Origin of the sequence: Microbacterium sp. NPDC077644, from assembly GCF_040702785.1 — a bacterium.
Classification (GTDB): domain Bacteria; phylum Actinomycetota; class Actinomycetes; order Actinomycetales; family Microbacteriaceae; genus Microbacterium.
In genome coordinates this window covers 178544-199765 of the sequence record NZ_JBFBME010000002.1, presented here as the reverse complement: position 1 = coordinate 199765, position 21222 = coordinate 178544, and the positions used below count along the sequence as shown (strand labels likewise).

Genomic DNA, 21222 nt, shown 5'->3' with positions numbered 1-21222 from the left:
GGGTGCTGAAACTCGCGTCCGATGACGCGCTTCTTCCCGCTGCGCGCGTGGTGCTCGACGTCAACATCGTGCAGGGCGACGCGCTGGCGATGGCGGATGCCGCAGGCGACCCGATCGTCTTCCCGGAGTGGGGCTACCTCGGGCGCGGAAAGTTCCAGCGCCGCGACTTCCGCTTCGACGCGCTGACGCAGCGATCCGCGGCGTCGGGGACGCTCTTCGATGCCTTCGAGGAGCACGAGATCTTCACGCCGGTGCGGACCTACCCGGCCATGACTGTTCAGAATCTGGCGGCGGCTTCGGCCCCTGAGCCTGTCGAAGGGTCCGAAAAACCATGACCACACCCGTTCTCGAAGGCAAGGCGAGCTTCGCGCTGCGCGCTCACAATCCTGACGTTCTCACGTGCATCGCGAACCTCTCGAATGACGAGGTCTTCACACCTCCTGAGCTCGCGGGCCAGATGCTCGACACCGTGGCGGATGCGTGGGCGGACGCTAACGGCGGCGAGATCATCTGGCAGAACCCGGATGTCACGTTCCTCGACCCGTTCACGAAGTCAGGGGTGTTCCTGCGCGAGATCACCGCGCGGCTGACGGAGGGGCTTGCGGACAAGATTCCCGACCTGCAGGAGCGCGTCGACCACATCCTCACGAAGCAGGTCTACGGCATCGGCATCACGCAGTTGACGGCATTGCTCGCACGGCGCAGTGTCTACTGCTCGAAGGATGCCACCGGACCGCACTCTGTTGCGAGGAGCTTCGACCGCGACTGGGGCAACATCTGGTTCGAGCGGACCGAGCACACGTGGGCCGGCGACAGATGCGGGTACTGCGGGGCCGGGAAGGCTTCGTACGGGCGCGGCGACGCGTTCGAGACGCACGCGTACGCGTTCATTCACACCACCAACCCGCGGGCGATGCTCGCACGCATGTTTGGAGCCGACGTGCAGTTCGACGTCATCATCGGGAACCCGCCGTATCAGCTAAACGACGGAGGTGGAAGCGGCACGAGTGCCGGTCCGCTTTACCACCGCTTCGTAGCGCAGGCCAAGCGGATGGATCCTCGGCTCGTATGCATGGTGACTCCGGCGCGATGGTTCTCTGGGGGCAAGGGCCTCGATGACTTCCGTGAGTCGATGCTTGAGGATGATCGTCTGCGAGTCATCGAGGATTATCCGGATTCGAACGATGTCTTCCCTGGAACTCAGATCAAGGGCGGCATCGCATTCTGGTTGTGGGACCGTGACTCTCCGGGAGACGTGCGCGTCTCAACCCACGACAAGGGTGAGGTTGTGTCGATCGCAACGAGACCCCTTGTTGAACCGGGCACCGATGTGTTCATTCGCTACAACGAGGCTCTGCCAATCCTGCGGAAGGTCGCTAGGCGCGAGCACGGAGGCGAGACGCAGACACTATTTCCTCCTGCCCGCAAGCGATTCTCGGAGCTTGTCAGCGTACGACGGCCGTTCGGGCTCGAGAGTTCGGTGCGAGGGTCCGATGCGGGGGACGTGCTCCTGTACCAGGCTGGCGGGACGGCGCGCATCGAGCGAGCAAAGGTATCACGTGGGGTGGATTTAATTGACGCCTGGAAGGTCTTCATCGCTTTTCTGGCCAGCGGCAGCGATGCATTCCCTCACGTCATTCTGGGCAAGCCGCTTGTCGGGGTTCCTGGCAGCGTCTCGACTGAGACCTACCTGGCTATCGGACCCTTCGAGAGCGAAGCCGAATGCCGCAGTGTTGTGTCGTACATCTCGACCCGGTTCTTCAGATTCTTGGTATTGCAGAAGAAGCCTTCTCAGAATGCGACAAAGAAAGTGTACGAGTTTGTGCCCTCGCAGGACTTCTCGCGCCCGTGGACAGACGCTGACCTGTACGAGAAGTACGGCATCACTGACGAGGAGATTGAGTTCATCGAGAGCATGGTTCGCCCGATGGAGGCTGCCGATGTCGACGCCTGAGTCCGACCTCCTCCCCACGAAACCCGAATCGCGCCCGCGTCTGTACGCCTGGTCATCCGACGAACTCGCCCGCCGCTGGCGCGGCTGCCTCAAGGTCGGTCAGACCAGCCGCGACGTCAACACACGCATCAAGGAGTCGCAGGGGCAGGCTCGCGTCGACTACCTGCTCGAAGTCGACGAGCCGGCTGAACGCCCGGACGGCACGCTCATCACTGACGTCGACGTCCGGCGTCGACTGATCGAGAAGGGCTTCGACAACGTCGTCTTCGAGTCGAGCAAGGAGTGGATGCGCTGCACCGCCGACGACGTGAAGACGGCGATCGCCGAGCTTCGCGACGGGGTGCGTTACGGAGGCATCCATAACGCGACCTTCGGCATGCGCGCCGAACAGGAGTCCGCCGTCGAGAAGACTCTCGAGTACTTCCTCAGTCGCTGGGACGAGGATTCCGATGCCGTGCCGGAATTTCTGTGGAACGCAAAGATGCGCTTCGGCAAGACGTTCACCACCTACCAGCTCGCCAAGCGCATGGAGGCGAAGCGAGTATTGGTGATGACGTTCAAGCCCGCCGTCGAAGACGCGTGGGACACCGATCTGAGGACCCACGTCGACTTCGACGGGTGGCAGTACCTCTCCCGCAAGACCAGTGGCGACCCGGCATCCGTCGATCCTGAGAAGCCCCTCGTCTTCTTCGGATCATTCCAAGACCTCATGGGGCGCGACAAGGCCACCGGAATGTTCAAGGCGAAGCACGCCTGGCTCACCGACCTGACGTGGGATCTCGTCGTCTTCGACGAGTACCACTTCGGCGCGTGGCGCGACGCCGCGAAAGACCTCTTCGAGGGCGAAGACGTCAAGGCGCAGAAGAAGGCCACCGAAGACGAGTTCAGCAAGGACCTCGAGACCTTCGCTGAGAACCTCGAAGAGATCGGCCTCGACGAGGACGCCTTCGTGCCGATCAAGGCCCGTTCCTACCTCTACCTCTCCGGCACGCCCTTCAAGGTGCTCAAGGAGGGCAGGTTCATCGAGGAACAGATCTTCAACTGGACCTATACCGACGAGCAGCGCGCGAAGGCGGCGTTCGCCACGGAGCATCCGGACGCCCCGAACCCGTACGCCGCACTGCCCGAGATGCGGCTGCTGACGTACCAGATGCCCGAAGAACTCATCGCGATCGCGAGCCAGGGCGAGTTCGATGAGTTCGACCTCAACGCGTTCTTCGAGGCGAAGGTCGTCGACGGCGTGGCCGAGTTCGTCCACAAGGATGACGTGCAGAAGTGGCTCGACATCATCCGCGGGCAGTACGCTCCGACCCAGATCGATCACCTCAAGGCGGGGCAGCGCCCGCCGTTTCCATACTCTGACACGCGCCTGCTGCCGTACCTTCAGCACTCCATCTGGATGCTCCCGCGTACAGCATCCTGCGCCGCCATGGCGAACCTGCTCGCCGAGAAGCAGAACACGTTCTGGCACGACTACTCCGTCGTGAATGTCTCCGCACCCGGCGTCGGAGTCGGGCTTGACGCGCTGCCGCCTGTCCGCAACGCGATCGGCAGCGGCTTCGACACGAAGACGATCACCCTTACCGTCGGCAAGCTCACGACCGGCGTGACGGTGCCGCAGTGGTCGTCGATCCTCATGCTGAGGAACCTCCAGGCTCCCGAGACCTACTTCCAGGCGGCGTTCCGGGTGCAGTCGCCGTGGACGATCCGCAACCCCGACGGAGACGATCCATCTCGCGAAGAGATCCTCAAGCCGGTCTGCTTCGTGTTCGACTTCGCGCCGACGCGGGCACTTCGTCAGATGAGCGAGTACGGGATCGGGCTGGCTCCGGAAGAACGCAACCCCGAGAAGGCCGTTGAAGAACTCGTGAAGTTCCTGCCGGTGCTCGCCTACGACGGGTCGAACATGACCCAGGTGGATGCCGGCGGCATCCTCGACATCGCGATGGCCGGCACCTCGGCGACGCTGCTGGCGCGCAAGTGGGAGTCGGCGATCCTCGTCAACGTCGACAACGCGACGCTGAAGAAGATCATGGACGACCAGGCCGCGATGGCTGCCGTCATGAACATCGAGGGCTTCCGTGCGCTCGGAGCCAACGTGTTCGAGACCGTGGTCAACAAGAGCGAGGCGGGCAGCAAGACGAAGAAGGAGAAGGGCGAAGACCTCACTCCCTCGGAGAAGAAGGAGCTGAGCGAGGAGGAGAAGGAGTACAAGTCCAAGCGCAAGCAGATCCAGGAGAAGCTGATCAAGTTCGCGACCCGGATCCCCGCGTTCATGTACCTCACCGACTATCGCGAGAACACGCTCTACGACGTGATCACGAAGATCGAGCCCGACTTGTTCCAGGCCGTCACCGGACTCACCGTCGAGGACTTCAACCTGCTCGTCTCGCTCGGCGTCTTCAACGCGGCGCACATGAATCAGGCCGTGTTCGCGTTCCGTCGGTACGAGGACGCATCGCTGTCGTACACCGGCATCGAATCGCATGAGGGGCTGCGGCGGTACGGGCTGTACGACACGGTTGTCGCCGTGGAGTGACGAAGGAGAGAGGGACGTTTCCATGGCAGCGAAGAAGATGCTCGAACAGCACATCGCGGTTTTCGGCGAGAGCGGCAGCGGGAAGACAGTGCTGCTGTCGTCGTTCTATGGACCGACGCAGGAGAAGGGTTTCGGCGACCGCAACCGCTACGACGTCGTGGCCGACAGTCGCGAGCAGTCCAAGGCCGTGTATCAGAACTATGTCGGGATGCGGGACTACCGTACGCTGCCCGAAAGCACGCAGTTCGCATCGACGGCGTACTCGTTCAAGATCCAGATGGCTCAGGGCCCTTCGGGCGGACAGAAACAGCAGACGTCGCACGACACGATGCGCGTTGTCTGGCACGACTACCCCGGGGAGTGGTTCGCCAAAGATCTCTCGGGCGAAGAGGCGAAGCGTCGCGTGGCCGGGTTCCGCTCACTCCTGAGGTCCGACGTCGCGATCCTGCTCGTCGACGCACAACAACTGATCGAGAACGAAGGGCAGGAGCACGCGTACCTCAAGTCGCTGTTTCACACCTACCGTGACGGCATCGCAGCGTTGCAGGACGACATCCTCGACGACGGGGCCCCGCTCATACGATTCCCCCGCATCTGGATGATCGCCCTGTCGAAAGCCGATCTGCTCCCTGACCTCGACGTGCACGCCTTCAGGGACCTCGTCATCGGCAAGGCCGGCGCGGATCTCGCCCAGTTGACCGAGGCGATCAAGTCGATGGTTCAGTCGCCAGAGGCGCTCGCCGTTGGTGACGACTTTGTGCTGCTCTCGTCGGCGAAGTTCACGCCAGACGAGATCGATCTGACGGAGCGGATTGGGCTGGACCTCATCCTTCCGATCGCGTCTGTGCTGCCGTTCGAGCGGCACCTGCGTTGGGCAGACACGATGAACCTGCCGGCCAAGGTCGGCAAGGACCTACTGAGCAACGTCGAGGTGTTCTCGAGCCTAATCAGTGGGCTGCTCGGCTTTCTGGCGGTCAAGGCGCCCGGCCCGGTTCGTCCCGTTGCTGCATTGCTGAGCGCGATCCTCTCGAAGGACAAAGTCGAGCGCTTCATTCGCATGGGACGCGACAAACTGGAAGAGGTCGAGCGCGTCGCGATCGCGCGACGTGACTACCTCGCCGCGGTACTGGCACGATTCCGCCTCGACCTCGAGGCCGGTGAGGCCGATGACGTGCTGCTTCGGAGCCTGCGGTGAGGTTCATCTGGGCGACCCGCGGGCGGACGTGGGGGTTCACATTCCTCTCGACAGCAGGTCTGCAGGACCCGCTCCTCTCCTACGAAGCAGTCATGTCCGGACTCGGATCAGCATCGAATGGTTGCGTGCGCGTCGGCGAAGCGGTGGCGCTGAGGTTCCATGATCCCGAACGGCGCACGGACCGCTCGGGCCGACCCATTCCGCACAACTTCGTGCTCTACGACGAACTTACCGAGCGGGTCGAAACGGTCGAAGACGGGCTGCGCGAGGTGTGGCCGCTTGTCGCCGATGATTTCGCTCGCGTTTGGGATCTGCCGAGGGCGCCGCATCCACTCAGGTAGTTGCGGACCTCACAGTCCGGCATCCGACCCGCGCAACGGCGCCAGCCCGATCATCCGGAGCTGATCCCCGCGGTCTTGTGTTGAGCGCGATCGTGTGCTGTACACGGCATGGCTCCCGGGCCTCTGATCTGGGAGACTGGAGACATGGTCACCGCCGTGCTGTTCGATTCTGAGGCGATCGCTCGCGTCAGTGAGCGTTTCGGTGTGCGCCGGCTCCGTGTTTTCGGATCGGTGCTGACGGATCGGTTCGATTCGGAGAACAGCGACGTGGACTTCCTCGTGGACTTTCACCCGAATCGCGAGGACCGCCTGGACGACTACCTCGGCCTGAGAGACGCGCTTGCCGAGATCGTCGGTCGCGACGTCGACCTCGTCGTCGCCGACGCGGTGCGGAATCCCTACTTCAAGAAAGCCGCCTTCGGGAGCGCGCAGGACATCTATGCGGCTTGAGAGCGCCAAGCTGCTCTGGGATGCGGGCCAGGCCGCACACGCCGTGCGCACATTCACCGACGGCGTGACCAAGGAGCAGTTCTTCACCGATCTCCTTCTGCGTTCGGCCGTTGAGCGGCAACTCGAGATCCTGGGCGAGTCGCTCGTCCGTCTCCGCCGCGACGACTTCGGGGCGGCTGGACGGATCCCGGAACTCCACAAGATCATCGGTATGCGCAACGTCATCGCACACGAATACGGCGACATCGACTACGAGACGGTTTGGGTCGCCGTCACGAGGTACATCGGACCGCTGATCTCCGACCTCGATCGCCTACTGGCAGAAGCCGACCCTCCCAACTGATATGTCGTCCGGCCTGGGCCGAAGCTCGTGAACACGCAGAGCCGTGTCACGGCATCCGCCGCGTCGACTCATGTCCGTGGCATCCGTCAAGATAGTCGTATCCGACCCCCGGGAGAATCATGACGGCACTCGTGCAGGCGCACGCGCTCTCGCGCCTGCTCGACGAGCACGTCGCGTGGCGCATGCTGCGAGCGGACATGGCGCCCGTCATCGTCGCCATCCTCAGCGACCACCTCGGCGGCGAAGAGCGGCGCATCGAGAGCGAGGACCTCTATGAGCGCATCGATGCCGATCTCGACGAGTTGCGGGCGCACGGATTCGATCTGCCCGGCACGGCGAAGGCGTACTGCGCGCAGTGGCGGGCATCCGGCTACCTCGTGCGGCGCCCGGCCGAGACGAGCAGAGGCGAGACTTTCGAGCTGTCGCCGGCCGCGCTGACGGCGACGCGCTTTCTCGCCCAGCTCGCGCAGCCACGGCAGTCGGCCACGGAATCGCGGTTGACGAGCATCGCGGCGCAACTGCATCGTCTCGCGGTCGACTCCGATCCGGACGCCCGCACGCGCATCGCCCGGCTCGAAGAGCAGCGCGCGCAGATCGACGCCGAGATCGAGGCGATCAATCGCGGTGAGGCGCCTCCCCTCGATCAGGAGCGCGCTGTCGAACGGGTGCGCGACGTGCTCGCGATGGCGGAGGACATCCCGAGTGATTTCGCCCGCGTGCGCGCCGAGTTCGAAGGACTCAACCGTGACCTGCGCGCCCGGGTGCTCGAGTCGGATGCCGCGCAGCGCGCCGTGCTTGACGACATCTTCCGCGGCGTGAACATGATCGACGAGTCCGACGCCGGGCGCAGCTTCAGTGGTTTCGCAGGGCTGGTGCTCGACCCGGAGCGCGGCGAGGAGTTTGAGGAAGACATCCGCCGCGTGCTCGAGCGCGACTTCACGAACGCGCTGAGCGCGGCCGAACGCCGCTTCCTGCGCCGACTGCTGCGAACGCTGAAAGAGCGCAGCGGCGAGATCCACGACGTCATCACCACTTTCGCCCGGGGCCTGCGCCGTTACGTCCAGTCGCAGGAGTACGAGCGCGACCGAGTGCTGCGTCGCGAGCTGCGCGGCGCGCTCGCGACCGGTCACGCGGCGAGCGGCCGGATCAAGCCCTACAAGCCGACCCGGGTCGGCCTGTCGCTGTCGGCCGTGCCGATGCACAGCGCCGGGTCGCTCCGGCTGCACGACCCCGCCGCGTATGACGCTCCTGAGGAGGTCGTCACACACGAGGCCGCAGCCGTGAGTATCGAGGGACTCCGCGCGCTGGCCCGCGAGACCGAGATCGACTTCGACGAGCTCACCGGCAACATCAATGCGGCACTGCAGGACGTCGATGAGATCTCGATCGCCGAGGTGCTCGAGCGCTTTCCGGCCACACAGGGCGTGGCCAGCGTCGTCGGTCTGCTGGCGCTCGGCGCGGCCCAGGGGGTGGCGAGCGCATCCGAACACGTCGAGTGGGTGGGGTCGGATGCCGTCGCACGCGCTGCATGGATACCCAGCTATCGCTTCACCGGGAGGGTTCTGTGACTGAGAAGGACGGGATACCGGAGACGGCGACGCCCGAAGAGCAGCCGGCTGCGGAACCAGGGGCGTGGCCCGGAGACACCGGGACCCTGAGCATCGACGCGCGGCGCGCACTGCTCAAGCTGATCCAGGGGCCGTATCTCTCGGCCGCTCGAGCGCCCGGCCCGTGGTCGGCGCTGCTCGCCGACGAATCGCGCATCCGCTCGCGGCTGCACGACCTCTTCCTCGATCTCGTCCTCGATCGGGATGCCGGCTTCGCCTTCGTGCGCAACGCGGCGACAGGGGAGCAGGAGGCCCCCGTCGCCGTCCGCTCCGAGCAGCTCACCTTCATCGACACGGCGATGCTGCTCGTGCTTCGTCAGATGCTGCTCAGCGGCGAACAGGACGGACGGGTCATCGTCGGGCGAGACGACGTCTTCGAGCAGCTCGCACCGTTCCGTACCGCTGATCGCGATGAGACCGACTTCGCGAAGCGGCTCAACGCCTCGTGGCTGAAGATGCGCAACAAGCTGCGGGTGGTCCACGCGCTCTCGGACGAGCGCGTCGAGATCTCCCCGGTGCTGCGGATGCTGGTCGACGCCGACCAGGTGCGCACCATCGCCGCCGAGTACGAGCGCATCCGCGCGGGCGAGAGCGCCCCATCCGCGCAGTCAGGAGCCGACGACGAGGAGGCGAACGATGACGTTGCTTGATCTGGGCCCGGATCAGACGGCTGCCGACGAGCAGCACTCGGGTCAGTGGCGCCTCGCGCGCATCGAGGTGGTCAACTGGGGCACCTTCGACGGCGCCCACCGCATCGACGTGTCCCGAAAGGGGCACCTGATCACCGGAGCGTCCGGGTCGGGCAAGTCATCGCTGCTCGACGCGATCGCGGCCGTCCTCACACCCGAGCGGTGGCTGCGCTTCAACGCGGCCGCGCAGGACACGTCTTCGCGCGCCGACGATCGCGGCCTCGTCAGCTACGTGCGCGGTGCCTGGACGAAAGAGGCCGACGAACTCGAGGATCGCGCCGTCAGCACCTATCTCCGCCCGCGTGCGACGTGGAGCGGCATCCTGCTGCGCTTCGAGAACCAGGGCGATGCGCCGGTGACCCTCGTTCGACTGTTCCATCTGCCGGGCGCGTCCACCGCCCGTGCCGAGCTCAAGGACGCGTTCGTCCTACTGCGCAGCGAGGTCGTCCTCACCGACTTCGCCCCGTTCGTCGCGAAGGGCATCGAAGCGCGCAGGCTCAATGCTGCGTTCCCCGACGGCGTCGTCTCGACGGGCAGCCACGGCGGCTTCTTCACGCGGATGCGACGCCTGTTCGGCATCGGCAGCGACAACGCCCTGCACCTGCTGCACAAGACGCAGTCGGCGAAGAACCTCGGCAACCTCGACACGCTGTTCCGCGCCTTCATGCTCGATCGCCCCGGCACCTTCGATCAGGCCCGCACTGCCACCGAGCAGTTCCGCGAGCTCAACGCCGCGCACGTGCACGTGGTCGAACTGCGCCGTCAGGCCGAGCATCTCGAACGCGTCGACGAGGCGATGGCCGAGTACGAGCGCCAAGCGCAGGCCGTGACCGAGCTGCAGCATCTCATCGAGGTGCAGGAGCCGTTCCAGGACCGTATGCATCTGAAGCTGGCCCAGGCTCAGCGCGAAGAGCAGACGGCGCAGCTCGCGAGGGCCTCCGAGCGTGCGGCTGCGGCCGGCGCCGCACGCGTCGCGGCCGAAAGCATCCTCAACGAGGCGCGGATGCGGGAGGCCCGGCTCGGCGGAGGGGATGCCGGCCTCATGCGCCGCAGCATCGATGATGCGCGCCGCGAAGCCGACCGCATCCGCGACCATGCCGAGCGATTCGCCTCCGAGCTGCGTGCCGCCGGCATCGAGCACGCACCGACGGATGCCGCCGAGTTCGCCGCTCTGCAGGAATCCGCGCGCGCCGACCTCGCCGTGGCTCCCGAGGCCGACGACAGCCACGCCGTGCACGAGCGGCATGCCGACGCGCGCCGTCGGGTGGCCGAGCTCGACGAGCAGCTGACGGCGCTGAGGAATCGCCGCAGCAACATCGAGCCGCGACTGATCGCCGTGCGCGAGTGGCTGGCGGGCGAGCTGCGCGTCAGCGAGAAGAGCCTTCCGTTCGGTGGCGAGCTGATCGACGTGCTCCCCGAATTCGCGGAGTGGACGGGTGCGATCGAGCGCGTGCTGCGTCCTCTCGCATCGGCTCTGCTGGTGCCGGACGGCGACCTCGTCCGCGTCCGGCGGCTCATCGAGAAGCGCTCGCTCGGGACGCGGCTGGTGATCGAGGCGGTGCCGAGGGAGGCCGCCGCGCCTCGACCGTCCACGGCTCGCGACTCGTTGCTGCACCGCATCCGTGTCTCCGACGGCCCGTTCCAGACGTGGATGCAGTCGCGGCTCTCCGAATCCTTCGACCTCTCCTGCGTCGCCGGACCCGACGATCTCGACGACGTCGAACGCGGCGTGACCATCGGCGGCCAGATCAAGACATCCGCGCGCCGGTACGAGAAGAACGACCGGGTGGCGATCGACAACAGGGAGCACTGGGTCCTCGGATCCGACAACCAGGCGAAGATCGATCACCTGCTCGATCGCCGCGCCGATGCGCAGCGCGACCTCGACCGTGCGCGTGCCGTTCGCGATGAGCACGTGGCCGTCGGGCAGGCCGCACTGACCAGGCGCCTTCTGCTGCAGCGGGTGATCGAGCGCGCCTGGACCGAGTTCGATGCCACGGCCGCAGAGCAGACGATCGCCGACCGCGAGGCGGAGCTCGCGCGGCTCACGGCGAAGAGCCACGATCTCGCGGACGCTTCGCGTGCCGTCGCAGATGCCGAGGAGCACAAGCGCGTCGCCGATCGGGAGGCGGATGCGGCGAATGCCGCGCGGGCGCTGGCCGAGAGCGCTCTGAACGCCTCGGACGATCTGATCCAGCACCTCACCGGGCGGCTCGACGGCGTCACCGTGTCGGATGACGATTCCGCCCTGCTCGAAGCCCGCTACCGCTCGGTCCAGCGGCGCATCGACACCGCGAACATCGCGGAGATCGGCGCGAAGGTGGTCAAGGTCCTGAACGCCGCGGCGCAGGAGGCCGACGAGGCGCGCTCGCGCTCGATGGCCTCGTTCGCCCGGCTGACCGTGGACTTCCAGCGCACGTGGCCGACGGCGGCGCCGAACCTCACGCCGGAGATCGAGGACCGCGCCGGCTACCGCGCGCTGCTCGACGGCATCCGCACCCGGGGTCTGCCGACGCACGAGGAGAACTTCCGCCGACTGCTGCGGGAGAAGTCGCGAGACTTGATCGGGCATCTGCTCAGCGAGATCCGGGATGCGCCGAAGCAGATCGAGGAGCGCATCGATCCGGTGAACGCGTCGCTGGGCCGGTCGCTGTTCGACGCCGACCGCTACCTGCGGATCCGGGTGAGGACCAAGCGCTCGCCCGAGGCCGCCGAGTTCATGACCGAGCTGAAGGGGATCGTCGACGGCTCGTGGGACCAGAACGACCTGCGCGCTGAGGAGCGGTTCGCCGCGCTCAAGCGCATCATGGACCGGCTCGAGTCGGCCGAGAACGGTGAACGCGCGGACTATGTGTGGCGCCAGCGCTGCCTCGACACCCGCGAGCACGTGACATTCCAGGCGCAGGAGGTCGATCGCGCCGGGCGGGTGCTCAGCGTGCACGATTCGAGCGCCGGCCTCTCGGGAGGGCAGAGGCAGAAGCTCGTGATCTTCTGTCTCGCCGCAGCGCTGCGCTACCAGCTCACGGACGACGACCAGGACATCCCGACCTATGGCACGATCGTGCTCGATGAGGCGTTCGACAAGGCCGACAGCCAGTACACGCGTATGGCGATGGACGTGTTCCACGAGTTCGGGTTCCACATGATCCTCGCCACCCCGCAGAAGCTGCTGCAGACGATCGAGAGCTACGTCGGGGCGGTCACCTCGGTCTCGAACCCGACACGCAGGCAGTCGCTGCTGTCGAACGTGCCGTTCGAGCAGGTGAACTGATGCCGGTCACGGTCGCGGAGGCTCGAGCCCGAGCGGCCAAGGCGGTTGAGAAGGGGCGGCGGGAGTGGGCGGCGCGTGCGGACGGCGATGATGCGGTGCTCGACATTCCATTGAAACCGCCGACGGAGGCCGCTGTGCTCGCCGGTCCGCGCGCGGCGAGCGAATGGGCCGACTCCTGGCGTGCCGTGGACGGAGGCGACATTCTGGTGCGCTGGGCGCACAAGAACTGGCCCAGCGTCGGCAGGCAAGAGCTTCCGGAGCGGCTGACGCTGTATACGGCGGACGCGATCGCGCGGTTCGCCGGACGCGACGTGAACCGGGACTGGGCGCGGATCCGCGACCGCGCCGCGATGCTCCGCGAGAGATTCGGCGCTCACGATGAGATCGTCGCGGCGATCCGGGCGCGCGGCACCGCCATCGATCGTCTGACGGGCGTCGACTTCGTGCTTCTGCTCGAGGTGCTGGCCTGGCTGCGCCAGCATCCATCCTCCGGCTATCGCCTCAGGCAGGTGCCGATACCCGGGATGCACACCAAATGGCTCGGTGCCCACCGGGCGATGGTCGAGTCGCTGTATGCGGCTATCAGCGGCGAACAGGATCTCGGTCTTGTGCCGTCGCCGGAGAGGCTGCGGATCAGAATTCTCGACCCCGGGATGCGGCCCGGAGGTCTCATCGACGTCACCGCGCCTCTCGAGGAACTCGCCGCGCTGGCGATCCAGCCCCGTGCGATCATCGTCTGCGAGAACCTCGAATCGGTACTGGCTCTGCCCGAGTGGCCGGGCGTCGTCGCCGTCCACGGCGGCGGGTACGCGGTTCCGATCCACCGACTGCCCTGGGCGCTGTCGGCGCGGGTACTGTACTGGGGCGACTTGGATGCCGACGGGTTCGCGATCCTGCATCGGTTGCGTTCGAACGGCGTGGATGCGGTCAGCGTGCTCATGGATGAGGGCACGCTTCTCGCGCACCGAGAGCTGTGGGTACCCGACCCGAACGGTGCCGCGGCGCGCACGCTGCCGTCGCTCAGCGCGTCGGAGCAGACGGCCCTCGAGAGGATCGCTGCGGAGGGCGGCGTTCGTCTCGAACAGGAGCGCCTTCCTTGGCCGATGGCGCTGGAAGCGTTGCGCGCGGCGGTGGGGCGGTCGCTGGGGAACTGAGTTCTCCACAGGCATAGGAATCTTTGTTCGAATGTCTGTGGCCTCTGAGAGTATGAGGTATGGCAACTTTCACCGATGTCGCGGCGTTGATCCCCACCCTGTGCGGTGGCGGCGTCGTGGTCGATGATGCTGCCGCTGCGCACGGTGTGCTGATGCTGATGCCGGATGCCGATGTGGTCGCGATTCTGCGTGAGGCGGCGTCAGTGGCGAAGCAGCTGGAGCAGATCCAGGTCGCGGCATCCGGTGTGATCGCGGTGCGGTCCTCGCGGGAGCGGGGGCATTCCGGGTTGTCGCAGTCGCGTGGGCATCGGTCGGCGGCGTCGCTGATTCAGGATGTGACGGGGTCGACGAAGGCGGATGCGAATCGGAAGGTGCGGGTGGGTGAAGCGCTGCTCGACAACGAGCTCGAGGAACAGTTACCCATCGGGGAGGGCGTGCCGGAGTCTCGGCCAGCACCGCGCGCCTGGCATCAGCCGCTGCGCGACGCACTCCGCGATGGTCGGGTGACGTCGGCGCAGTTCGATGCGATCAAACGCGGGCTCGGAGACCCGCCCCTGATCGATGCGAACTCGGGCGATGAATCGAGTGACGGTCTGGATGCTGCGGCGCGGGCGGATGCGCAGGATGCTGCACGTGAGGCGTGGTCGCGGGCGGCGGAGCAGCTGGTCGGTGAGGCCGGTGAGCGAACGGTTGAGGAGTTGTGGCAGGCGGCGCGGACGGTGCGTGACCTGCTCGACCCGGAAGGTGCGGAGGCGCGATATCTGGCGCGGTTCGACAACCGGTCGTTCCGCACCTATCGCGGGCAGGACGGGCAGAAGCGCGCGAGCATCGTATTCGAAGACGACGGTGACCTGTTCGTCGAGACGATGGTGGCGGCCGCGCTGCGTCCACGGCGAGGCGGACCGCGGTTCGTCGATCCGGACGAGAAGGAACTGGCTGCATCGCTGACGGACGATCCCCGCACGACCGATCAGCTCGCATACGACCTGATCATGGACGTGATCCGGGCCGGTGCTCTCGCCGATGCGGCTGCGGTGTTCGGCACCCGCCAGCCGGGAGTGCGTCTCGTGCAGGTGGTGGACGCTGCCGGCACGCGTGCCCCGGTCGCGCACAGCGAAGATCACCTCGTCGCGATACCGGGCGCAGCCGCCGACCAGCGCATCTGCGACACCGGGATCGTGCGGGTCACGGTCGATGCGTGCGGAAATCCACTCGACGTCGGCCGCGAGCAGCGTCTGTTCACGCCGAAGCAGCGCATCGCGCTAGCGATCCGGGACGGTGGATGCCGGTGGCGAGGCTGCGACCGGCCCGCGTCGTACTGTGAAGCCCATCACATCGACGAGTGGCACCGAGATCAGGGCCGAACCGACATCGATCGCGGGATCCTGCTCTGCAGATACCACCACATGACTCTCCACCATGGTGGGTGGTGGATCACCAGCGACGGCACGGATGACTTCGTCGTGCATCACCCCTCGGGTGAGGTATTCCCGATGCGGCCACGCGCGGTGTTGAGCTATGCGTGGGCAGGGATCGACCCACCCCCGAAACGCTTCAGACCTGCCGCGTGACTCAGCGCTGGTTGCGTGGATGCTGCCGCGCCGCGCGCTCGTTGCCGCGCTTGTAGTTGCCTGTCCAGCGAGCCATAACACCCTGCGGATCGGCGCGCACGTCTTCGAGGAACTCTTCGGCGCGAGCGCCCCGAAGCACCGTCGCCTTGCTCCCGTGGTGAGTGATGAGGATGCTCCCGTCGCCGCGCTCCTCGAACGCGAACCCGCCCGGCGTGCCCATCAGATGCCACCTCCGGTGGTGTGCCCCGCCGGCGCCAGCACGAGAAGCTCGCCCACTTCGCACTGCAACGCGTCGCAGATCGCTCGCAGCGTCGAGTACCGGATCGCCCGAGCCCGATCGTTCTTCAGCACCGACAGATTCACGATCGAGACGCCCACCCGCGCGCTCAGTTCCGTGAGTGTCATGCCCCGCTCGGCGAGCAGCTCATCGAGCCGGCAGTGGATGCCGGTCTCCTCCTCGTCGGTGGACGCGGGGGTCATACCAACCCCTCCGTGTCCTTCTGCAGCCGCGCGCCGTCCGCGACCATCATCCCGACGATCGCGATGATGACGCCGAGGAGCAGCAGCGTCACATCGACGCGATCGAGCACCCACAGCACATCCCACTGCGGCAGCGCGATCAGCTCCGGACCGTCAGCAGTCAGCGTGCCGTCGGCGTCGGCCGACACTTCGTACCCGAGCGCACGAACGGCCGCATCCACGGCCCAGGCGTCCAGTTGCGGGGCGATCGCGCCGGCGAGCATCGTCAGCACGCCGACTGAGCCGAGACCCCACGCCAGCATCCGCACGAACGGCCTGCCGCGCAGCATCCGGACCGCGAGCATCACTGCCAGCGCACCACCGGCGATGATCACCAGGACGCCCAGCCCCTCCGCGGTCGCTTGCAGCACGCGCGGCAGAAGCAACGGCTGGTCGCTGACGATCACGACCCCGCTGTAGTCGACGCGGTCGACGTCGCTCGCCGGGCCGGTAGCGCTGATCGACGGCTCGCGTCCGGTGAGCAGATCACTGTGTCCGGTCCAGTAGCTCGTGAAGAAGCCGGTGATCCTCGGGATGGCGCTGATCGCCGAACCGATCAGCAGCATCCCGCCGAGTACCAGCGCGACGATCAGTGCGCCGCTGCGCCCCGGCCGAGAAGCTGTCGTATTCATCAGACCAGTCCTTCCGTCTCGCGCTGCAGATGCGCGCCGTGACGCAGGACCGCCGCGAGAGCAGCGAATGCGAGGCCTGCCGCGATCGGCCAGAACGGGAAGTTCACGACGAAAGCATCCTGCGGCCACCACGCGGCGAGCACGTCCTCCACGCCCGCCACCTCCTCATAGCCTCCGCTGGAATACGAGAGCAGCTCTGCCGACGCCATGCTCCCGGCGATGTCAGACAGCACCTGAGCGGCGACGCCGCCTGCGCTGATGATGACCGCGATCACCATCGATGCCTGCGCCAGGACCGGAGCGAAGGCGCGCCCGCGGATCAACTGGAAGCAGGCGAGAGCCACCATGCTCGCGATCGCACCCGGCAGGATCCACCACAGCGCCTGGCCGATCGCCCAGCAGATGCGCGCCCCGAAGCTCAGACCGTTCACGACCACATCGGCGGACACGAACCCACCGCCCTCTCGCGTCGCCGTCGTCCCCTCCACGAACGCGCCGTCGGGCAGCGTCGGCCAGTACGTCTGCGTCGGGACGGTGATCGGCACCGCCGTCTGAACCAGCGTCGTGATCGTCGTGACGATCGCGCCGACCAGCGCGATTCCCGCCCACAGCACCGCGACGGCAAGAGTCACGCGAACGAGCGAGGGGACGTCATCCGGCAGCATGCGTCTGCGCGCACTCGGACGGAGGAACACGACGATCACCGCGATGCACAGCGCGACGACGAGCGCGGCAGCGGCGAACCACAGAAACATGCCCATCAGAAGCCTCCATATCGACATTCGTTGTTATCGCTTTTCGTTAACATAACGACTCTCGATAACTCCGTCAAGGGTCGGGTATGCCGACGGCGAACACGGCCTTGCGCACCTCGCCTGGTCGTTACTCTCGTAAACAAGCACTCCCGGACAGGAGAGTGCCCAAAGGAGTTGACATGTTCGAGAGATTCACGGACCGAGCCCGTCGTGTGGTCGTCCTCGCCCAGGAAGAGGCGAAGATGCTCAACCACAACTACATCGGCACCGAGCACATCCTGCTCGGCCTCATCCACGAGGGTGAAGGCGTCGCAGCCAAGGCTCTCGAGAGTCTCGGCATCTCCCTCGACGCCGTGCGCGAGCAGGTGCAGGACATCATCGGCCAGGGTCAGCAGCAGCCCACCGGCCACATCCCCTTCACCCCGCGCGCCAAGAAGGTGCTCGAGCTGAGCCTGCGCGAAGCGCTCCAGCTCGGCCACAACTACATCGGCACCGAGCACATCCTCCTGGGCCTCATCCGCGAGGGCGAGGGCGTCGCAGCCCAGGTGCTCGTCAAGCTCGGCGCCGACCTGAACAAGGTCCGCCAGCAGGTCATCCAGTTGCTCTCCGGCGCCCCGGGCCGCGAGCCCGCCGCGGTCGGCGCGCAGGCGCACGAGAACGCGCAGAGCGGAGCCCAGGGCGGATCCGCCGTCCTCGACCAGTTCGGCCGCAACCTCACCCAGGCCGCGCGCGACAACAAGCTCGACCCCGTCATCGGGCGCGAGAAGGAGGCCGAGCGGGTCATGCAGATCCTCTCGCGCCGCTCCAAGAACAACCCCGTCCTGATCGGCGAGCCCGGCGTCGGCAAGACCGCCGTCGTCGAGGGTCTCGCGCAGGCCATCGTCAAGGGCGACGTGCCCGAGACGCTGAAGGACAAGCAGCTCTACTCGCTCGACCTCGGCTCGCTCATCGCCGGCTCCCGCTACCGCGGAGACTTCGAGGAGCGCCTGAAGAAGGTCACCAAGGAGATCCGCACCCGCGGCGACATCATCGTCTTCATCGACGAGATCCACACCCTCGTCGGTGCAGGCGCCGCCGAGGGCGCGATCGACGCCGCCAGCATCCTCAAGCCTCTCCTCGCACGCGGAGAGCTCCAGACGATCGGCGCCACCACGCTCGACGAGTACCGCAAGCACTTCGAGAAGGATGCCGCTCTCGAGCGCCGCTTCCAGCCGGTGCAGGTGAACGAGCCGAGCCTGCCGCACGCGATCAACATCCTCAAGGGGCTGCGTGACCGCTACGAGGCGCACCACAAGGTGCAGATCACCGACGGCGCACTCGTCGCCGCGGCGAACCTCGCCGACCGGTACGTCTCCGACCGCTTCCTGCCCGACAAGGCCATCGACCTGATCGATGAGGCCGGCGCCCGCCTGCGCCTGAGCATCCTCTCCAGCCCGCCCGAGCTGCGCGAGTTCGACGACAAGATCGCCGCCGTCCGCGAGCAGAAGGAAGCCGCTTCCGAGGAGCAGGACTTCGAGAAGGCCGCAGCCCTCCGCGACGAGGAGAAGAGCCTCCTCGCCGAGCGCCTGCGCCTCGAGAAACAGTGGCGAAGCGGCGACGTCGCCACCCAGGCGGTCGTCGACGAGGGTCTGATCGCCGAGGTGCTCGCCCAGGCGACCGGCATCCCGGTGTTCAAGCTCACCGAGGAGGAGTCCAGCCGCCTCGTCTTCATGGAGAAGGCGCTGCACCAGCGCGTCGTCGGCCAGGAGGAGGCCATCGCGGCCCTCTCCCGCACGATCCGCCGCCAGCGCGCCGGCCTCAAGGACCCGAAGCGTCCCTCGGGCTCGTTCATCTTCGCCGGCCCCACCGGCGTCGGAAAGACGGAGCTCGCCAAGGCGCTCGCGGAGTTCCTTTTCGACGACGAGGCAGCGCTCATCTCGCTCGACATGAGCGAGTTCGGCGAGAAGCACACCGTCTCGCGTCTGTTCGGAGCCCCTCCCGGATTCGTCGGATTCGAAGAGGGCGGCCAGCTGACGGAGAAGGTCCGCCGCAAGCCGTTCTCGGTCGTCCTGTTCGACGAGATCGAGAAGGCCCACCCCGACATCTTCAACTCGCTGCTGCAGATCCTCGAAGAGGGTCGCCTGACCGACGGCCAGGGCCGCGTGGTCGACTTCAAGAACACCGTGATCATCATGACGACGAACCTCGGCTCGTCGGCGATCGCCGGTGGTCCTGTCGGATTCCAGATCGAGGGCAACGCGCAGACCAGCTACGAGCGGATGAAGGGCAAAGTCGACGAAGAGCTCAAGCGCCACTTCAAGCCCGAGTTCCTCAACCGCGTCGACGACGTCATCGTCTTCCCGCAGCTGTCGAAGGACGAGCTCGTCCAGATCGTCGATCTGTTCGTCAAGCGCCTCGGCGAGCGTCTGCTCGACCGCGACATGACGGTCGAGCTCACCCTCGCCGCCAAGGAGCGGCTCATCGACATCGGCTTCGACCCGGCGCTGGGCGCCCGCCCGCTGCGTCGTGCGATGCAGCGCGAGATCGAGGACCTGCTGTCGGAGAAGATACTGCACGGCGAGCTGAACCCGGGCGACCACGTGAAGGTGGACGCCGCGGACGGCAAGTTCCTGTTCGAGACCGGCCCGCGCGGCGAGAAGGTCGCGGTCGGCGTCGACACCTCGGGCGGCGCGATCACCGCGACCCCCGACCTGGCGGCGGCCTCGGGCGACTGACGACAGCTCCCTGAGCGACGGAGGGGCGGATGCTTCGGCATCCGCCCCTCTCGCGTGTCCGGACCCGTCCTGAATCCCTGACGATGTCCGGGGTGAGCGGCGTGTCCGCGGCGCGACACGCCGTCCTCGACCGCAGTCGTCTGGGATTCGGCTCCCGTCGTCGCCGGACGGGTTCCCGGGTCACCGGGCTGGCGAGTTCTAGGCTTGAGGGGTGAGCTACACCGTCCGATCTGCGCGCAGCGCCGACATCCTCGGCATCCACCAGTTGCTGGCGCCCCTGGTCGAGCGGCGCATCCTGCTGGGCAAGGACCTGGCCGTGCTGTACGGCGCGGTGCAGGAGTTCGTCGTCGCCGAGCAGGACGGGCAGCTGATCGGATGCGGCGCCCTGCACGTCATGTGGGAGGACCTCGGCGAGATCCGCACCCTCATCGTGCGCGACGACTGGCTGCGCCACGGCGTCGGCCGCGCGATCGTGGAGGCTCTCGAGGGGCGCGCCCACGACCTCGGGCTCACCCGGCTGTTCTGCCTCACCTTCGAGGTCGACTTCTTCACCCGTCGCGGGTTCTCGCCGATCGGGGAGCAGGTCGTCGACCCCGACGTCTACTCGCAACTGCTGCGCAGCCCGGATGAGGGCGTCGCCGAGTTCCTCGATCTCGCCCATGTGAAGCCGAACACCCTCGGCAACACCCGGATGCTGAAGAACCTGTGACGGTGCGGACCTGATGACACCCAGCAGAGCGGTCTACCGGCGCCGGCGCCTCGCCTTCTTCACGATCCTCATCCTCGTCGTCGCGGCGATCGCGGTCGGCGCATGGCTGCTCATCGCCCAGCCGTGGGCGGGCGCGGACACGCAGGCGGCCCCGACCGACTCCCCGTCCGCCAGCCCGAGCGCGACCGGCTCCGAGACACCGGAACCCGAGGACTCGGACACGCCCGAACCCGAGCCCACCGCATCCGGACCCGCGCCGTGCCGCGCCGCCGACGTCGTCGTCGAAGCGGTGACGGATGCCGAGGGCTACCAGGCCGGCACGAATCCGAAGCTGTCGATCTCGCTGAAGAACGCCAGCTCCTCGGACTGCACGATCGACGTGGGGTCGGCGACCCAGGTGTTCACGATCTCCAGCGGAGACGACATCTGGTGGCGATCCACGGATTGCCAGGAGAATCCCAGCAGCATGGTCGTGACCCTCGCAGCGGGCCAGGAAGTGACCAGCGCAGAGCCCATCACATGGGACCGCACACGCTCCGATACCTCAACGTGCGAGCAGGAGAACCGGCCGCGAGCACCCGGCGGAGGCGCCTCGTATCACGTCGCCGTATCGATCGGCGGATTCGACGCCACGACGACGCGGCAGATCTTCCTTTACTAGCTGGTACCCATTCTTTGGGATACCATGGAATAGCTCTCGGCACATACCGGTGTCAGCCATCCCCAGTGGCGTCGTATTCAGCGTCCCCAGCGCTTCGACATTTCGCCGGTCGAGAGCT

19 protein-coding genes are annotated in these 21222 nt (G+C 66.6%); 15 read left to right on the top strand and 4 right to left on the bottom strand.

Annotated elements, in window-relative coordinates; all coding sequences use genetic code 11:
• The first annotated feature begins 2 nt into the window (after positions 1-2).
• The 12 genes from AB0269_RS07865 (at position 3) to AB0269_RS07810 (ending at position 15114) form a co-directional block, all read left to right on the top strand.
• Positions 3-335 (top strand): hypothetical protein, encoded by a 333-nt coding sequence (locus tag AB0269_RS07865; protein WP_366210688.1) that lies wholly within the window; start codon positions 3-5, stop codon positions 333-335.
• Positions 332-1954: an Eco57I restriction-modification methylase domain-containing protein gene (locus AB0269_RS07860; protein ID WP_366210687.1), complete on the top strand. Its 1623-nt coding sequence runs from the start codon at positions 332-334 to the stop codon at positions 1952-1954. The genes AB0269_RS07865 and AB0269_RS07860 overlap by 4 nt, the downstream gene beginning before the upstream one ends.
• Positions 1941-4493, top strand: coding sequence for a GIY-YIG nuclease family protein (locus AB0269_RS07855; RefSeq protein WP_366210686.1), 2553 nt, complete (start codon positions 1941-1943; stop codon positions 4491-4493). Before AB0269_RS07860 ends, AB0269_RS07855 begins: the two co-directional genes overlap by 14 nt.
• 22 nt (positions 4494-4515) lie before the next feature.
• Positions 4516-5688 (top strand): ATP/GTP-binding protein, encoded by a 1173-nt coding sequence (locus AB0269_RS07850; RefSeq protein WP_366210685.1) that lies wholly within the window; start codon positions 4516-4518, stop codon positions 5686-5688.
• A gap of 92 nt (positions 5689-5780) precedes the next feature.
• Complete coding sequence (locus AB0269_RS07845; protein WP_366210684.1) at positions 5781-6029, top strand: hypothetical protein; 249 nt, start codon at positions 5781-5783, stop codon at positions 6027-6029.
• A gap of 144 nt (positions 6030-6173) precedes the next feature.
• On the top strand, positions 6174-6479 hold the full coding sequence (locus tag AB0269_RS07840) for a nucleotidyltransferase domain-containing protein (RefSeq protein WP_175985033.1): 306 nt from the start codon (positions 6174-6176) through the stop codon (positions 6477-6479).
• Positions 6469-6822, top strand: coding sequence for a HepT-like ribonuclease domain-containing protein (locus AB0269_RS07835; protein WP_227529444.1), 354 nt, complete (start codon positions 6469-6471; stop codon positions 6820-6822). The genes AB0269_RS07840 and AB0269_RS07835 overlap by 11 nt, the downstream gene beginning before the upstream one ends.
• Positions 6823-6941: 119 nt before the next feature.
• Positions 6942-8390, top strand: coding sequence for a DUF3375 domain-containing protein (locus AB0269_RS07830; protein WP_366210683.1), 1449 nt, complete (start codon positions 6942-6944; stop codon positions 8388-8390).
• Entirely contained in the window at positions 8387-9079 is a 693-nt protein-coding gene (locus AB0269_RS07825; RefSeq protein ID WP_366210682.1) for a DUF4194 domain-containing protein, read from the top strand. Before AB0269_RS07830 ends, AB0269_RS07825 begins: the two co-directional genes overlap by 4 nt.
• Positions 9066-12389 carry an ATP-binding protein gene (locus AB0269_RS07820; RefSeq protein ID WP_366210681.1) on the top strand — a complete coding sequence of 1108 codons (3324 nt, stop codon included), beginning with the start codon at positions 9066-9068 and terminating at the stop codon, positions 12387-12389. The genes AB0269_RS07825 and AB0269_RS07820 overlap by 14 nt, the downstream gene beginning before the upstream one ends.
• Complete coding sequence (locus tag AB0269_RS07815) at positions 12389-13543, top strand: Wadjet anti-phage system protein JetD domain-containing protein (protein ID WP_366210680.1); 1155 nt, start codon at positions 12389-12391, stop codon at positions 13541-13543. Before AB0269_RS07820 ends, AB0269_RS07815 begins: the two co-directional genes overlap by 1 nt.
• Positions 13544-13602: 59 nt before the next feature.
• Positions 13603-15114, top strand: a complete 1512-nt coding sequence (locus AB0269_RS07810; protein WP_366210679.1) for an HNH endonuclease signature motif containing protein — start codon at positions 13603-13605, stop codon at positions 15112-15114.
• A gap of 1 nt (position 15115) precedes the next feature.
• On the opposite strand, the gene AB0269_RS07805 is transcribed toward AB0269_RS07810, so the two are convergent.
• Genes AB0269_RS07805 through AB0269_RS07790 form a run of 4 tightly spaced genes read right to left on the bottom strand, consistent with a single transcriptional unit; the run spans position 15116 to position 17026 of the window.
• Positions 15116-15334: a hypothetical protein gene (locus tag AB0269_RS07805; protein WP_366210678.1), complete on the bottom strand. Its 219-nt coding sequence runs from the start codon at positions 15332-15334 to the stop codon at positions 15116-15118.
• On the bottom strand, positions 15334-15594 hold the full coding sequence (locus tag AB0269_RS07800; RefSeq protein ID WP_366210677.1) for a helix-turn-helix transcriptional regulator: 261 nt from the start codon (positions 15592-15594) through the stop codon (positions 15334-15336). The genes AB0269_RS07805 and AB0269_RS07800 overlap by 1 nt, the downstream gene beginning before the upstream one ends.
• Positions 15591-16265, bottom strand: a complete 675-nt coding sequence (locus AB0269_RS07795; protein WP_366210676.1) for a hypothetical protein — start codon at positions 16263-16265, stop codon at positions 15591-15593. Before AB0269_RS07795 ends, AB0269_RS07800 begins: the two co-directional genes overlap by 4 nt.
• On the bottom strand, positions 16265-17026 hold the full coding sequence (locus AB0269_RS07790) for a hypothetical protein (protein WP_366210675.1): 762 nt from the start codon (positions 17024-17026) through the stop codon (positions 16265-16267). The genes AB0269_RS07795 and AB0269_RS07790 overlap by 1 nt, the downstream gene beginning before the upstream one ends.
• A 173-nt stretch (positions 17027-17199) precedes the next feature.
• On the opposite strand from AB0269_RS07790, the gene AB0269_RS07785 reads away from it, so the two are divergent.
• The 3 genes from AB0269_RS07785 to AB0269_RS07775 all read left to right on the top strand — a co-directional run bounded on the left by AB0269_RS07785 (position 17200) and on the right by AB0269_RS07775 (position 21104).
• The gene (locus tag AB0269_RS07785; protein ID WP_366210674.1) at positions 17200-19734 is read left to right on the top strand and encodes an ATP-dependent Clp protease ATP-binding subunit; all 2535 of its coding nucleotides are present in this window, start codon (positions 17200-17202) and stop codon (positions 19732-19734) included.
• 211 nt (positions 19735-19945) lie between these two features.
• On the top strand, positions 19946-20443 hold the full coding sequence (locus AB0269_RS07780; RefSeq protein ID WP_366210673.1) for an amino-acid N-acetyltransferase: 498 nt from the start codon (positions 19946-19948) through the stop codon (positions 20441-20443).
• 13 nt (positions 20444-20456) lie between these two features.
• Positions 20457-21104, top strand: a complete 648-nt coding sequence (locus AB0269_RS07775; protein ID WP_366210672.1) for a hypothetical protein — start codon at positions 20457-20459, stop codon at positions 21102-21104.
• Positions 21105-21222 lie beyond the last annotated feature (118 nt).